Genomic DNA, 15,372 nt, shown 5'->3' with positions numbered 1-15,372 from the left:
GCGGCCGCCCCACGGCGGCCGTACGCAAGGAGACACGCACATGAAAAAGCTTGGCTTCGGGCTGCCCGGAACCGGCAGATCAGCGAGACGCAAGTGGAGCGGGCGGATCGCCGTCGTCACCGGCTTCGCCCTGCTGCCGGGGCTGCTGTCCCCTGTGATGTTCACGAACACGGCATCAGCGGCCACGGATCCACTGGGCCGACCGAAACTGGACGCACCGCGCTCCGCCAAGGTCTCGCCGTTCACTGCGAAGGCCAACGACAAGAACGCGGCGGTGGTCAGCAAGTCCGCCGAGGCCGACCGGCGGGCGGCAGAGCGGGCACGCGCCGACCAGCGGCGCACCGTGACCTGGCCTCACGGCGGTACGGCAACCCTGAAGCTGCCCGACTCGGGTGCGGCGAAGGCCAACCCCGGAGCACTGCCGATCACGCTCACCGCGCCGAAAGCGGCGAAGGGAGCCCCCCAGCGTGCCGCAGGCCAGCTCAAGGTCGAAGTCCTGGACCAGAAGCAGGCGTCGAAGCTGGGCGTCAAGGGTGTCGTCCTCACTGCCACGGCACCCGCGGAAGGCGGCAGGGCAGGCCTGGACCTGGACTACTCGGCGTTCGCTTCGGCCTACGGCGGGGACTGGGCAGGCCGACTCCAGGTCCTGCGGCTCCCGGACTGCGCGCTCGACACCCCCGGCAAAGCGGACTGCCGCACGCGTGAGCCGGTCGAGTTCACCAACGACCGCAAGGACGAGCGGCTGAAGGCCGCACTGTCCTTCCCTGCCGCCAAGGCAGGATCACATGGCGGCCCGACGATGGTCCTCGCCCTGGCAGCCGGCACCAAGTCCGGCGCCGGTGACTACAGAGCCACCCCGCTCGCGGCTTCCTCGACCTGGGAAGCAGGCGGATCTTCGGGCTCCTTCACGTGGTCGTACCCGTTGCGCACACCCCCGGCCGCGGCAGGCCCGTCTCCCGACCTCACGATCTCCTACGACTCCGGAAGCGTGGACGGCCGCACCGCCTCCACCAACAACCAGGGCACGGTCATCGGCGAGGGCTTCGACCTCACCTCGTCGTACATCGAGCGCAAGTACGGCTCCTGCGAGGACGACGGGCACGACAAGAAGTACGACCTGTGCTGGAAGTACGACAACGCCTCCCTCGTCCTCAACGGCAAGGCCTCCGAGCTGGTCAAGGACGACACCAACGGCCAGTGGCGGCTGAAGAACGACGACGCCTCGACCGTCAAGCACCACACCGGAGCGGCCAACGGGGACGACAACGGCGAGTACTGGACCGTCACCACCGGCGACGGCACCACGTACACCTTCGGTCTGAACAAGCTGAAGGGCGCGGGCGCCGACGACCGCACCGATTCGGTGTGGACGGTTCCGGTCTTCGGCGACGACGAGGGCGAGCCCGGCCACGCGGACGGCAGCGCCTTCGCCGACCGGGACAAGAAGCAGGCATGGCGCTGGAACCTCGACCTGGTCGAGGACACCCGCGACAACGCCATGACGTACTGGTACGAGGCCGAGCACAACAACTACGACAAGCTCGGTGACGACAACACCGGCACCGACTACACGCGCGGCGGCCACCTGAAGGAGATCCGTTACGGCCAACGCGCCAACGCGCTGTTCTCCGCCAGCCCTGTCGCCTCCCACAAGGTGACCTTCACTTACGCCGAGCGTTGCCTGGCCTCCGGCACCGGTTGTGACGAGCTGACGGAGGACAAGCGGGACAACTGGCCGGACGTGCCGTTCGACAGTGTCTGCAAGGACGACAAGAAGTGCACCGGCAACGTCGCCCCGGCGTTCTTCACCCGAAAGCGCATGACCGGCGTCACTACGTACGCATGGAACGCCGCTGAGAACCCGGCCGTCTACTGGCAGGTCGACAACTGGAAACTGAAGCACCTCTACCTCGACCCGGGCGACACCGGTGACAGCACCGACCAGTCCCTGTGGCTCGACGAGCTTCAGCACACGGGCAAGCGCGGCACTGACATCGCACTCGACCCGGTGAAGTTCACGCACGAATTCCAGCCCAACCGCGTCGACGGTGCCAGCGACGACATCCTGTCCCTCGACAAGCCGCGGCTGCGCTCGGTCACATCGGAGACGGGCGCGCAGACGATCGTCACGTATAGGCCGGCCGAGTGTGTGGCCGGGCAGACCATGCCCGCACCGGACGAAAACACCCGCCGTTGCTACCCGGTGTACTGGTCACCGAACGGTGAGAAGACGCCGAAACTGGACTGGTTCCAGAAGTATCCGGTCACCAGCGTCTCCACAACAGATCCGCGCGGCGGCGCGGAAGCCGTCCAGAACACGTACGAGTACTCGGGCGGCGGAGCGTGGCACTACAACGACGACCCCATGACGCCCGCCAAGGAGCGCACCTGGTCGGTCTGGCGGGGTTACGGGAAGGTCACCCACTACACCGGTGACAAGGGCAGCGACCGCCTGAAGACCGTCAACGTCTATATGCGCGGCATGAACGGCGACCGCGTCGCGGGAGCCGACGGCAAGACGCCGGACCCCGACAAGCGCAGGACGGCCAAGACCGACGGCATCAAAGCGGCGGAGATCACCGACGCCGACCAGTACGCGGGCTTCGCCCGCGAGACGGTGACGTACAACGGTGACACCGAGGTCTCCGCGACGATCAACGACCCCTGGTCGAAGCGCACGGCGACGCAGCACAAGTCGTACGCCGACACGGAGGCGTACTACGTCCGCACGGCCGCGTCCCACGCCCGCACTCGCGTCACCAGCGGCCCCGAGCCGAGCGACCGGGTGCGCACCACCAAGACCACCTACGACGAGTACGGCATGGCCGAAGCCGTCGAGGACCAGGGCGACGACGCTGCCACGGGTGACGAGACGTGCACCCGCACCTGGTACGCCCGCAACGACGACAAGGGTCTCAACGCCCTGACGTCCCGGGTACGTACGGTCGCCAAGCCCTGCTCGACCCCGGTCGCGGACCTGGACCTGCCCGCCGACTCGGACAAGCCCGGTGACGTCGTGAGCGACACGGCGACCGTGTACGACGACCCGGACGCCACCAAGTGGATGTCCTCCCTGAAGCCGACCAAGGGCCAGCCCACCTGGACCGGCAGGGCCAAGGGGTACGGCAGCGACAATGTGGCGTCCTGGCAGAAGACCACGACGACGACGTACGACACCCTCGGGCGCCCGGCCGAGGTGAAGGACACCAACGGGCTGACGACGGCGAAGACCAGCTACACGCCGGCCGCCTCCGGCCCGTTGACGTCGAGCAGCGTGACGAACACCTTGGGCCACAAGGTCACCACGGACGTCGAATTCGCCACCGGGGCACCGGAGAAGGTCACCGATCCGAACAACAGGGTCACCGAGACGACGTACGACAGTCTCGGCCGGACCACCCAGATCTGGCTGCCCAACCGGCTCCGGGTCCTCGACAAGACCCCCAACCACGTCTACGACTACAAGGTCACCAGCAAGGCCATGTCCTGGGTGTCCACCGGCACCCTCAAGGGCGACGGTTCCGGCTACAACACCTCGTACGAGTTCTACGACTCCCTCCTGCGCCCCCGCCAGACGCAGACCCCGACACCGGCCGGGGGCCGTTTGATCGGCATCACGCTGTACGACGACCGCGGTCTCGCCGTCAGCAGCCAGGGCGACACCTGGGACGAGACGTCGGCGCCGAGCGGTGAGCCGGTGCAGACCGAGGGAAGCCAGGCCCCGCTCCAGACCGACACCACGTACGACGCGGCGGGCCGCGCCACCAAGTCCGTCACCAAGAACTTCGGAGTGCCGCGCTGGACGACCACCACGGCGTACACCGGTGACACGGTGGCCACCAGCGCCCCCGAGGGCGGCCAGGCCACGGCCGAGGTCACCGATGCCCGCGGTCAGGTCGTGTTGCGCCGCGAATACGGAAGCCCGAAGCCCGCCGGAACCGACTTCACGAGCACCCGCTTCACGTACACCCCCGGTGGGCAGCAGGAGACGATCACCGGCCCGGACAAGGCCAAGTGGTCCTACGCCTACGACCTGCTCGGCCGCCAGGTGAGGGCCGACGACCCGGACAAGGGCGTCACCACGACGACGTACGACGTCCTCGACCGTCCGCAGACCGCCAAGGACGACGAGAGTCGGCAGCTTCTCTACGGCTACGACGACCTGGGCCGTAAGACCGGCATGTGGCACACCGACAAGACCGACGCCCACAAGCTGGCCGCGTGGACGTACGACGACCTGGCCAAGGGCCAGCAGGACACGGCCACCCGCTACGACGGCGGTTTGACCGGCAAGGCGTACACCCAGAAGGTCACCTCCTACACCCCTCTCTACGAGGTGAAGGAGAGCGAGCTCAGCCTGCCCGACACCGACCCCCTCGTGCAGGCGGGCGTCCCGCAGAAGCTGCCGTTCAGTACGGGGTACCGCTTCGACGGCACGATCAGCCAGGCCTCGCAGCCGGCGGCCGGGGGCCTCAAGGCCGAGACGATCGGCTACGAGTACAACGCCACCGGCCAGCAGACCGGACTGGCCGGGACGACCGGCTACCTCCACGGGGCCGCCTTCTCCCCGCAGGGCGACCTGCGCCAGCTCACGCTCGGCATGAGCGGCGCGAGCGCGGAGAAGAAGGCCTACCTCAACTATGACTACGAGGCTGGCACCCGCCGCCTCACCCGCTCCTACGTCACCGACGACGTGCACGGCTACATGCCGCAGGAGCTGAAATTCAAAAGGGACGACGCCGGGAACGTCACGTCGATCTTCGACGCCACGACGCAGGGCGGCACGTCGAAACCCGATTACCAGTGCTTCGAGTACGACGGCTACAGCCACCTGACCGAGGCCTGGACCCCGAAGACTGCGGACTGCGCCGCCGCGAAGCGCACGAAGTCCAACATCGAGGGCGCGGCCCCCTACTGGACGTCCTACAGCTACAACGAAGCAGGTCAGCGGAAGACCGAGACCCAGCACAAGACGACGGGTGACGACGAGACCACGACGTACGACTACGGCACGGCGGAGGGCCAGCCGCACCCGCTCGCCAAGACGACCGGTGCGCGCGCGGCCACGTACGAGTACGACAAGACCGGCAACACGACGAAGCGCCCCGGCCCGAAGGACCGGCAGACCCTGACGTGGAGCCCCGAGGGCAAGCTGGCCAAGGCCCTCGAAGGCACGTCAGAGACCAGCTACCTTTACGACGCCGACGGTGAACTCCTCATTCGCCGGGCCAAGGGTGACGGCGACACGGTGCTCTACCTCGGCGGCATGGAAGTCCGCCTGACGACGAAGGGCACGAAGAAGACTCTCGCCGGCACCCGGTACTACACGGCGAACAACCAGACCATCGCGGTCCGTACCGGCACGAGCGGTACGGCGGAATCGGAACTCAGCTTCCTGGCGGCCGACCACCACGGCACGTCGAGCATCGCCTTGGACGCGACGACGTATGCGGTGACGAAGCGGTACACGTCGCCGTTCGGGACACCGCGCGGCGCGAAATCCCCGGCCTGGCCGGACGACAAGGGGTTCTTGGGCAAGCCCGTGGACAAGGGTACGGGCCTGACACATATCGGGGCACGTGAGTACGATCCGACCGTCGCCCAGTTCATCAGCGTTGACCCGATTCTGAGCCCTGATCAGCACCAGTCCCTCAACGGGTACGCCTATGCGAACAATAGCCCGGTCACGTTTAGTGACCCCACGGGTTTGAAGTTCTGCGCTGACGATTTCTGCAAGCCGTCCGGCGGTGGAGGGCACTGCCCCAGCAACCCGATCATCGGGTGGGACTGTGGCGGAGGAAGTCCTTGGCCTGGAGGTGTGACCAGCCCGGGTCCCGGCTCCTTCGGGGGCGGAGGGGGTGGCGGTGGTGGCGGCGGTGGTACTGCCCGCACGAGCAGCGGTGGCCAGACCTCGTCTGGCGGTGGCACCGGGCTGAAATGCACGGGTTCGGGGCTTGCCACGTACTGCACCACCGGTGAATTGCCCAAGCAGGGCCCAAGCGATTCCTCGTTCGGCCCCTTGGACTTCATCAAAGCGGTTGTCGTGCCTGACGTACAGGCATGGAAGACCTGCTTCAACCAGCGTGGCCTCAGTAGCCAGTGCGGCAACGCGGCCATGGACCTTCCATGGGCCAGGGCGCTGAAGGTGGCCAAGGCACTCAAGAAGGTCAAGAAGGCGGACGACGCGAAGGACGCCGGGAAGCGGGTCCCTTCCCGCTGCAACTGCTTCTTGGCCGGCACCGGCGTGCTCATGGCCGACGGCAGGACGAAGAACATCGAAGACGTCGAACTCGGCGACAAGGTTCTCGCAACCGACCCGGAGACCGGGGAGACCGGCCCCAGGAAGGTCACCCGCCTCATCGTCACGGACCGCGACAAGCGCTTCAACGAGCTGTTCATCGATACCGACCAGGGCATCGAGCGGCTGAAGGCGACCTACGAGCACCCGTTCTGGTCCCCGTCGGAACACCGCTGGCTCGAGGCGGCGGACCTGAAGCCGGGGATGACACTGCGGACCGACGACGGGGACACGGTCACCGTCACCAAGAACCGCGCCTTCACGCAGCGTGCGCGGACGTACAACCTCACTGTCGAGGACATTCACACGTACTATGTGCTGGCGGGGGAGACGCCAGTCCTCGTTCACAACAGCGACTGCCCGACGACCCCAGTTGGCGGGAGGGGTACGAACTTCCGGAATCTTTCGCCAAACGAGCCGGCAACAATCGCGGGGCGCGATTACACCGGACATGCGATTGACCGGATGCAAGAGCGCGGTCTCATGCCGTCGGTAGTTGAAAACACAATTCGTGGCGGCGAAAAAATGGCAGGGAAGCGGGCCGGGACCACGGCCTACTACGAAGCGGAGAATCATGTGACGGTGATTACGGATACCGCAACTGGGCGGGTTGTCACCGTTAGCTCCGGAAGGATCAAGCAGTGAGTGAGAGTTCTGATGTGCAGTGGTTGCGCGGAGGCGTACGTAAGTCGATTCAGAAATACCGTGCCGGTGAGATTGCGCTCCGGAGTCTGATCGACGACCTCGACTCGGTTTCGTCGAATCTTGAGGCATCTCCATTGGGCGAGGATCTTCGCTCACATTGGTGGGTCCTTGAGGAAATCTATGCTGTTGCTCTTGATCGAGGTGATCTTCGAGAATTGCCTCGCGAGGACGAACTGGCCATCGAGGAGACCCTCGATGCGTTGGAGCGGCTGCTGAGTTAGATATGCCGTCGGGAGTAGAGGCATCACGACTGGACGCCCTGATGGGTCAATCGCACTTTTCGGTGCGGCTCTGTCGGTTCGCTTGAGCGAAGCAATGGGGCCATCGGATGGCCGGTATCAACCGTTATGTCGTGTCTGACGGCCGTTGCCGTGCGTGTGTCAGGGGCGGTGGAGGGCGTCGCCGAGGACTGCATCGCCTCCCGCTGCAGTCGTAGGCGTACGTGGGCGTAGACGGTGGCGGTGACGCCGGTGTTGGCGTGACCCAACAGCTCTTTGATGATCACGAGTTCGACGCCTTGCTCAAGAAGCAGGTCCGTGAGGAGCATCAGCGGCTCTTCAGCGAGCGCAGGAAGGTCAAGCGAGAGAAGAGCCGACGCGGCCTGTTCCTGCCGCCCCTCGATGGCGACGACGCCGAGCCGGACATGTTGCCGAGCGAGAAGCTGGAGACCGCACTGGCCGAATCGAAGAAGCGCCGGCAGCAGCGGCCCTGACCATCGGCCGGGCAGCTTGACCAGTGGGTGAGCTGTTCAGAGTTTCATTACTTGATCAAGGCGGCCCGCTGGCGCGGCCCGTGCGCGCTCCGGCCCGGCGGGGCCGCCGGCCGCTCCTGTCTCCGCCCCGCGGGCGACGGCCCCGTCGGTCCGGGCGCGCAACAGCCAGGACAGCGAACCACCTGGGGCGCTGCCCCAGACCCCGGCCTTCCCTCTGAGGGGCAGGGGGCCGACTTACGGGTGCGGCTTCGTTGTGGGTGTGAGGTCGTGGGGCGCGGGAGGGGTCCCTCGCCGCCCAGTCACCGGAGGCGTACCAGGAACCCCCGGGGGCCGCCAAGGCCGAGCGCACGCGTCACGAGGTGAGCCTTGGCGGCCCCCGGGGAACCCTGGCACGGCGAAGCTGCCCGACCGACGAGGGACCCCTCCCGCTCAGGCCCCGATCCTGCCGGAGTCCCGGCGCGCCAGGTCGTGGGGTAGCCCCTGTGGGTGGGTGTCCTGCCGGATCGCCCCCGGGTGATGTGCTGGCCGGGCGTACCGTGGAGTGGGAGGTGGTGAGTTGATGATTTCGGAGCTGGCTGACAACGTCCGCAGGTACCGGCGTCGCGCGGGGATGAGCCAGGAGGAACTGGCCCATGCCGCAGGCGTATCGCCGGGCACGGTACGCAAGGCCGAGCAGGGCGGCACTCTCCGCATGGAGACCCTGCACACGCTCGCCCGAGCCCTGGGGGTGACCACGGCCGCGTTGATGGCGTCCGATGCCCCGGAGCCCGTCGGGCGGACCGAGGAGCCGAACCGCGTCAACCTGATCCAGCTCCGCGCCGCCCTCACCCCGGCCGTCGGGCTCGTGGAGCAGGAGGCCGAAGCCGTGGGCGAGGAGCCGAACCTGCGCACCTTCCGGCGGACGCTGCAAGACGCACGGGTGCTGTACTTCTCCGACAGCTACAGGAGCGTCGCGGCTCAACTGCCGGTCCTGCTGCGTGATGCCGCACAGGCCGTCGCCTACTACGACGCCGGGGACGAGCACCGGCAGGCTCTGCTGGCCCGTGCCGAGGCGCTGCGTCTGGCCGGCACCTACCTCACCCAGGTACGGCAGTACGACATCGCGTACGCCGCCGTGCGCGGCGCCATCATGGACGCCCGTCAGGCCGGAGACTTGCTCGCGGCGGGCTCGGGTGTCGGCTGCATGTGCTGGCTGCTGGTGAGGCAGGGAAGGTTGGACGAGGCGGAACAGGTCGCTGCCCAGAGCATGGACGCGGTGGAGCCGAAGATCACCGGGGTCGAGCCGGACCACTACGCGGTGTGGGGCGGCCTGGCGATGGAGGCCGCCGCCGCGGCCGCGAGGAACAACCGTCCCGACGAGGCGAAGGCGTACCGTCAGGCCGCCCGCGTCGCGGCAACCGCGGTCGGGACGGCACATCGCAACGTCTCCCGGCACTGGTCTGTCTTCGGGCCGGTCACCGTCGCCGTCAAGGCGCTCGAAGACTCCCTGGTCGTCGGCGACGCCCGTGCGGTGGTGCGCAAGGTGGGCGAGCAGGAGGAGTTGTCGCCCAAGGCGTGGAAGCGCCTGGGCAGGCCCAGCGCCAACGACGGGAACCGCTTCACCCTCGATGTGGCGCGCGCCCACACCCGGACCGGCGACCTGTCCGCCGCCATGGAGGAGTTGACCCGCGCCAGGGAAGCCGCCCCGCAGTGGCTGCGGCACCAGAACGGCGCCGCCGAGACCATGCAGGAGATCCTGGGTAAGCGCAAGCGCACCCTCACGACGGAGATGCGCGAAATGGCCGACTACCTGGGCGTCGTCGGGTAGCTGCCACGCAGCGTGGCAGTTCGCGAACCAAGAGTCGCGAACTGCCGTGACTCTCACCTGGGGTGATGATCACTCAGCGCCTACGGTCGGTGTGTCCACCATCAGTGACCCAGGCCGGGGGTGCCCAGTGAGCCAGCCCAGGAGCGATGCCGACCGCATGCGTCGCAGAGACCTGTACGACGCCGCGTCGGGTGGGGGAGGCCCCCGCTTACTGCCGTGGACCAGCCCGGAGGGGAAGCCCTGCTACCTGAGCACCGACGGCCGGGGCTACCTCTCCACCCTCGCCGACAGCATCGAGACGGTACAGCTCAGCCTGGGCCAGGAGCTGCTGGAGCACGCCCGAGAAGCCACGGCTCCCGGAGCGCCAACTCCGTCGGCCACCGAATACCGATGGCTGGCCCGCCGGTTGACCGAGGCCCTGGCGGACGCGCTCCGAGTAGCCGACTCGCGCGGGCAGCGCCTCCCGGACCCGGAAGAGGAAGAGGTGGACGAGGGTGCCTGACTCTGCGGACACCGACGCATCGGTCCGCGACGCCGCACGGGGGCGCTATCGCTTCCGCGAGTACCACGTGACCACCGTCCCCGACCCCCTGGCTCTGCCGGCCTTCACGGCGCTCTGCGTCACCGGCGAGGAACGCAACTGCGGTGCTACATCCGGCACCCTGCACACCCCGGACGAGCTGACGCACTGGATCGCCGAACACTGCGCCCAGACCGGCCACCAGCACTACGAGCAGACCGTCCGCGCCATACTCCGTGCCGAGCCCGGCGCGTGGCAGTAAACCCCTGCGCCGACACCCCACCAGCGGCAGCACCACCGTGCACCCCGTGCTCCTGACGGCAGTAGCGACGGCAACACCCACGGATTCCCCCGCACCGCTCCCTTCGCCATCACCCGTCCCTCTTGGCAGCGAATTCTTTACGCTGTGACGAGTTCTGGAGGGACCAGACAGGATGTAGTCCCAGTCTGACGTCGGATTGGGAGTTCCGTTTGCCCGGCTTCCGACCACGATGATTGGCTGCCCCGCCTTGTCGGCAGCATTCTGAATTCGCTTGGCATCATTCGGGCTGATACCTGCTTCGGATACCGTTCTGAGGCCAGGCCCACACCACCCGTTGGAGTTGTGAACCAGAACCGGCGTCTCCCCCGCCAGCACATAGTACGTGTGCTACGCGGCCCCCGACGCGGTCGAGACTTCTGGCAAAGTTATAATCCGAATCGCCCCGACTATGCAGAGCTGGATCGGGATAGGCCGTTCGTGGTGTTCGGGCCCCGGAGCAGGTGAGGATTTGAGAGCGTCAGAACGCATCATCAACGAGGTCGCTCAAGGGCTCCGCACCCTGGACGACACTGTGGCCTGGTTCTCCTCATTGGAAGAGGCTGGACAGAAGGCAGTACTGCATGAGGTTGTTCGTTACGCTATGCAGGCCCATGCAACGGTGAACGATGCGCGTGAGGGGCTACTGCAAGCAGGCGTCAAGCCGACCATGACCCCGGCAGTGCTCATTGTCCGGGAACCGATTCTCGAACAGATGGGGAAGATCATAAATCTGCCCCCCGGTGAGTACGTAAAATCATTTCGCGTCCTCGTGTCTACTTTCGCAGTAGCTGACACGCGACGAAGAGAAACGGAGTGCCGAGGAACTTGTAGCCACGCCTGGCACAACCTGCCGTAACCGCCGACGCCGCCGGCGTACCGAGGGTGAATTGCCAAGGGTTTCAGAGGTCACTCGGGTGCACGTTGGGAGCCCCCGCCGAGTTGGTAATCGGCGGGGGCTCCCGGGCGTTTGACAGCAATGCTGACGGCAACGTCAGCGGACGAGCGTCGCGGTAGGCGGCTCGTCAGGGGGTTCCTCGGCGTGGCTGAGGACGCTGCTCAGGGAGCCGATGGCTTGGCGCTGGAGGCGGAGTCGGGCGTGGGCGTAGACGTCGGTGGTGACGCCGATGTGGGCGTGGCCGAGGAGTTCCTTGCTGACGACGAGATCAACGCCTTACTCCAGGAGTAGAGCCGCGGGCAACACAGTGGGACAGGAACGGCGGCAGTGGGGATCCAGGGTGTGGGCGAGGGGATCTGGTGGTGGGGCGCGGGTCCGGGAAGCGGGTGCATCTCGACAACCCGTGGGTGAACAGTGGGAAGTTGGGTGTTGGCCGGGGCCCTGCGTGGATATGGTGCACAGGCAGAGGCGCACGTGATCCTGCGCGTGCGTGCAGGGTGCATGTGACCGTCGGAGTGCGGGCGGGAGCGTGCGGACCGGGACCGGGGGTGTGCGGATGCCGACCGCGATAGCCGTCACCAGCCCCGATCTTGTGCTGCCCTCGCCCGACCGGCACACCCCGACCGCCACCGTGCTCCAGGGCCTCGCTGGTCCCGGCGGCGGCGCGGCCACCAAGGGCGCCGTGGGGGCAAATGGTGCCATGGGGGCCATGGGCGCCCGGGGAGCGAAGGGGAGCAAGGGGAGCGCTGCGTTCTCCCTGGAGCAGGCGCTCACCGAGGCGCACACCCTCATCGAGTACCACGGGTACGTGATCGTGCTCTGCCCCGCCTCCGCGCCACCCGCCGTCCTGCACCGGCTCCACACCGTCCGCTCCGTGCTGGAGACCGACCGGATCGCCATCGTGCGCAGCGAGCTGCCGCCGCTCGGCCTCTCCGTACTCGCGCTCCAGTTACGGCAGTTGTCGGTCTGCGACTTCAGCCCGGGTGTGCTCGCCTGCGCCGCCCGGCTGCTCAGCCACTACATCTACGCGGGCGCCCTCCTCGGCTCCGTCGCCAGGCTGGACCGCGTGCCCGTCACGCTCCAGTCGCACGCCAGGTCCTGGGTTCCCGGCGCCCAGTTCGCCGTCCTCGCCACACCACGGCCCGAACTGGTCAAAGCGGGCGGCGACACGCTGCTCGCCGGGCCCGGGTTCAGTACGAAGATGCTGTACGCCACCGGGCAGCTCACCCCCGACTGGGTCCTCGACACGCTCGCGCCCGCGTGGAACGTGCAGGGCTGCGCCGACGTGCGGCTCCCCGGCGAGTCGGCCCGCTGGTGGGCCACCGGCAAGCTCGTCGAGTTCGCCGCCGCGATCCCCGACATCTCCGTGCTCTACCAACTGGTGTCGTCCGTGCGGAGGGAGGACTGCCGCTGGTGCGGTCTCGAACTCATCGGTGACCGCTGCGCCTTCTGCGCCGCACCACTGCTCCCACCGTCAGAACGGGCCCCCGCCGAGCGGGCCCCGACCGAGCGGGAGTCCGCCGCGGCTCCCGGCGGCGGGACGGAAGCCACCGCGGTACGCGCCCTGCCAAGAGGCGCCACCTAGGGCCGCCGGGCCCACCGGCCCACCACGGCGGCCGCAAGCGCCACCGCCGACAACCCGTGCACCACACCGCTCACTGTCCGTAGCCACATGCACCCGCCGCACGAACGAGGTAGGTAGTCCGGCCCATGAACGCACGCCAGCGCCGCGGAGTCATCCTCCTTGTCCTTTCGGTCCTGTGCGCGCTCGGCGCCTTCGCCGGGGTGCTCTCGGTGATCCGCGACGTGAACTCCAAGGTCGGGCCGGAGGTCGAGGCGTACGAGCTGAAGACGGACATCGCGCCCTACAAGGAACTGGAGCCCGGACAGTTCAAGAAGGTGGAGATGCCGGAGCGCTGGCTGTCCGACAACGCCGTGACCGATCTGCGGGAGCTCCGCGGGAAGATCGCCGTCACACAGTTGCGGAAGGGCTCCCTGCTGCAGAACGACATGATCGTGAAGCGGCCCCGACTGGAGCCGGGGCAGCAGGAGATCGCGATCATGATCGACGCGGCGACCGGTGTCGCCGGGAAGATCACGCCGGGATCGACGGTCAACATCTACGCCACCTTCAAGGCCGAGGACGAGAAGGGCTCCGACCAGTCGAAGGTCATCGTGGAGGGCGCGAAGGTCATCGACGTGGGCAAGCTGACGGCGCTCGACGCCGACCCCGACGACCGGTCGCGGCGCCGCAACGCCGAAGCGGTGCCGATCACCTTCGCGCTCGACACCAAGGACACCCAACGCGTCGCGTACGCCGAGTCGTTCGCCTCACACGTACGGCTCGCCCTGGTCGGACAGGGGGGTGACGCGGATGTGCCGCGCGGGGACCGCACGTACACCCTGGACGAGGACAAGTAAGGGGAGCCGCCGCATGAGCCGCCCTATGGACGTTCCCTCGTACCGCCGCAGCCGGCGGGTCCGGACGGGGGGAGGCCGGACGTGAGCACCCGCATCCTGCCCGCCGTCGGTGACCCGGACGCGGCTCGCGCCCTGACCGGCCTCGCGGCGCAGCTCCCCGACGCCGAACCCGCCGCGCCCGTACCGGACTCCACGGCCCTCCTGGACACCCTGGCCCGGCTCGCCGCCGAGTCCCTCGACGAGCTGCCCGAGGTCGTCCTCGTACACGAACGCATCGCGCCCGTGCCCGCCCTCGATCTCATCCGCGACCTGGTCCTGCGCTTCCCCGCGGTGGGCGTCGTCCTCGTCACCGCCGACACCAGCCCGGCGCTCCTGACCGCCGCCATGGACAGCGGCGCCCGCGGCATCGTCACGTTCCCGCTCGGCTACGACGCCCTCGCCGAGCGGGTGCAGGCGGCTTCCGCCTGGTCGACGGGCATGCGGCGGCATCTGGGCTCCACCGCCGTCGAGCTGTACGGGGGCGGGCCCGGCGGCGCGACGGGCGGCGGGGGGCAGGTCGTGGCCGTCACCGGTGCGAAGGGCGGCGTCGGCACCACCCTTGCCGCCGTCCAGCTCGCCCTGGCCGCGCAGGCTTCCGGGCGCAGCACCGTCCTGCTCGACCTGGACCTCCAGTCCGGCGACGTCGCCTCATACCTGGACGTGCAGTTCCGCCGCTCCGTCGCCGACCTCGCCGCCATCAGCGACATCTCGCCGCGCGTCGTCCAGGACGCCGTGTACGCGCACGAGTCCGGCGTCGGCCTGCTCCTCGCGCCCGCCGACGGCGAGCGCGGCGAGGAGATCACCGACCGGGTCGCCCGCCAGACCGTCAACGCGCTGCGGGGACGGTACGACGTCGTGGTCGTCGACTGCGGTACGTACGTCACGACCGCCACCGCCACCGCCATCGAGACGGCCGACCAGGCCGTGCTCCTGCTGACCCCCGACGTCGTGGCCGTACGCGCCGCCAAACGCATGGTGCGGCTGTGGGACCGGCTGCAGATCCGCAAGGCCGAGGAGACGCTGACGGTCGTCAACCGGGCGGCGCGGGGCGCTGAGATCCAGCCCGCCCTCGTCGCCCGCGTCACCGGCACCCGGGCCGCCCGTACCTCGGTCCCCGACGTACCCAAGGAACTCCAGGCCGCCGTCGACGCAGGCCGCGTACAGGACCTCGACAGCAAGTCCACCGTCAAGCAGGCGCTGTGGGGGCTCGCCGGGGAGATCGGCCTTGTGGCGGGGGAGTCCGGGGCCGGGCACGGGCGCAAGGGCGGGCGTGGCACGCGGCGGCTCGGCAAGTCCGACCGCGGTGCGGTCACCCTGGAGTTCGCCGGGATGTTCCCGCTGGTGCTCACCGTCATCGGGCTGCTCTGGCAGTGCGCGCTGTACGGGTACACGTACTCGTTGGCGGGGAACGCGGCGGACGAGGCGGCTCGGGCCGCGACGGCCGTGGCGGCGGTCGACGGGGACTACGCCGGTGCCTGCGACGCCGCGGGGAAGGAACATCTGCCCGAGGCCTGGCAGGGCGCCACGATCTCCTGCGCCCCGGAGGGCGACGTCATGAAGGCCACGGTCCAGGTGGACGTACCGCTGTTCTTCCCGGGGGTCGAGACGGGGTGGGCCGTCGACGCGGAGGCGGGGGCGGCGTCCGAGGGGGCGCCGTGAGGCGGGGGGTGGGTC

At 68.4% G+C, this 15,372-nt stretch carries 10 protein-coding genes and 3 pseudogenes; 10 read left to right on the top strand and 3 right to left on the bottom strand.

From position 1 onward, the window contains the following. Positions 1-40: 40 nt before the first annotated feature. Both IG78_RS0136440 and IG78_RS49740 read left to right on the top strand, forming a co-directional pair. Positions 41-6,943, top strand: a complete 6,903-nt coding sequence (locus IG78_RS0136440) for a polymorphic toxin-type HINT domain-containing protein (protein WP_249926156.1) — start codon at positions 41-43, stop codon at positions 6,941-6,943. After that, on the top strand, positions 6,940-7,224 hold the full coding sequence (locus IG78_RS49740; RefSeq protein WP_157855994.1) for a hypothetical protein: 285 nt from the start codon (positions 6,940-6,942) through the stop codon (positions 7,222-7,224). The genes IG78_RS0136440 and IG78_RS49740 overlap by 4 nt, the downstream gene beginning before the upstream one ends. Before the next feature lie 23 nt (positions 7,225-7,247). Here the strand turns inward: IG78_RS49740 and IG78_RS53075 are convergent. After that, positions 7,248-7,535 (bottom strand): annotated as a pseudogene (locus IG78_RS53075) (hypothetical protein); the annotation flags it as partial. Between IG78_RS53075 and IG78_RS0136430 the strand changes: the two are divergent. The 4 genes from IG78_RS0136430 to IG78_RS0136415 all read left to right on the top strand — a co-directional run bounded on the left by IG78_RS0136430 (position 7,482) and on the right by IG78_RS0136415 (position 10,304). After that, a complete protein-coding gene (locus IG78_RS0136430; RefSeq protein WP_225882372.1) occupies positions 7,482-7,715 on the top strand; it encodes a hypothetical protein in 234 nt (77 codons plus the stop codon). The pseudogene IG78_RS53075 and the gene IG78_RS0136430 overlap by 54 nt on opposite strands. 559 nt (positions 7,716-8,274) lie before the next feature. Further along, positions 8,275-9,522, top strand: a complete 1,248-nt coding sequence (locus IG78_RS0136425) for a helix-turn-helix domain-containing protein (RefSeq protein ID WP_030572332.1) — start codon at positions 8,275-8,277, stop codon at positions 9,520-9,522. Positions 9,523-9,679: 157 nt separating this feature from the next. Further along, positions 9,680-10,024, top strand: a complete 345-nt coding sequence (locus IG78_RS0136420; RefSeq protein WP_037687352.1) for a hypothetical protein — start codon at positions 9,680-9,682, stop codon at positions 10,022-10,024. Beyond that, on the top strand, positions 10,017-10,304 hold the full coding sequence (locus IG78_RS0136415) for a DUF7848 domain-containing protein (RefSeq protein ID WP_051853309.1): 288 nt from the start codon (positions 10,017-10,019) through the stop codon (positions 10,302-10,304). Before IG78_RS0136420 ends, IG78_RS0136415 begins: the two co-directional genes overlap by 8 nt. Before the next feature lie 87 nt (positions 10,305-10,391). On the opposite strand, the pseudogene IG78_RS52860 reads toward IG78_RS0136415, so the two are convergent. Further along, a pseudogene (locus IG78_RS52860) lies at positions 10,392-10,691 on the bottom strand (hypothetical protein); the annotation flags it as partial. 61 nt (positions 10,692-10,752) lie between these two features. Between IG78_RS52860 and IG78_RS52855 the strand changes: the two are divergent. After that, entirely contained in the window at positions 10,753-11,199 is a 447-nt protein-coding gene (locus IG78_RS52855) for a DUF5958 family protein (protein WP_225882370.1), read from the top strand. A 135-nt stretch (positions 11,200-11,334) separates the two neighbouring features. Here the strand turns inward: IG78_RS52855 and IG78_RS53070 are convergent. Next, positions 11,335-11,514 (bottom strand): annotated as a pseudogene (locus tag IG78_RS53070) (site-specific integrase); the annotation flags it as partial. A gap of 280 nt (positions 11,515-11,794) precedes the next feature. Here IG78_RS53070 and IG78_RS0136405 point away from each other — a divergent pair. The 3 genes from IG78_RS0136405 to IG78_RS0136395 all read left to right on the top strand — a co-directional run bounded on the left by IG78_RS0136405 (position 11,795) and on the right by IG78_RS0136395 (position 15,357). After that, the gene (locus tag IG78_RS0136405; protein WP_051853306.1) at positions 11,795-12,823 is read left to right on the top strand and encodes a hypothetical protein; all 1,029 of its coding nucleotides are present in this window, start codon (positions 11,795-11,797) and stop codon (positions 12,821-12,823) included. A 125-nt stretch (positions 12,824-12,948) separates the two neighbouring features. Further along, a complete protein-coding gene (gene cpaB, locus IG78_RS0136400; protein ID WP_030572320.1) occupies positions 12,949-13,659 on the top strand; it encodes a Flp pilus assembly protein CpaB in 711 nt (236 codons plus the stop codon). An 81-nt stretch (positions 13,660-13,740) separates the two neighbouring features. Then, a complete protein-coding gene (locus IG78_RS0136395) occupies positions 13,741-15,357 on the top strand; it encodes a CpaE/TadZ family protein (RefSeq protein WP_030572318.1) in 1,617 nt (538 codons plus the stop codon). The last annotated feature ends 15 nt before the right edge of the window (positions 15,358-15,372 follow it).

This window comes from Streptomyces aureocirculatus (genome assembly GCF_000720475.1).
Lineage (GTDB): Bacteria > Actinomycetota > Actinomycetes > Streptomycetales > Streptomycetaceae > Streptomyces > Streptomyces aureocirculatus.
The sequence above is the reverse complement of the archived record's forward strand: the minus strand, read 5'-3'. Positions and strand labels throughout refer to the sequence as shown.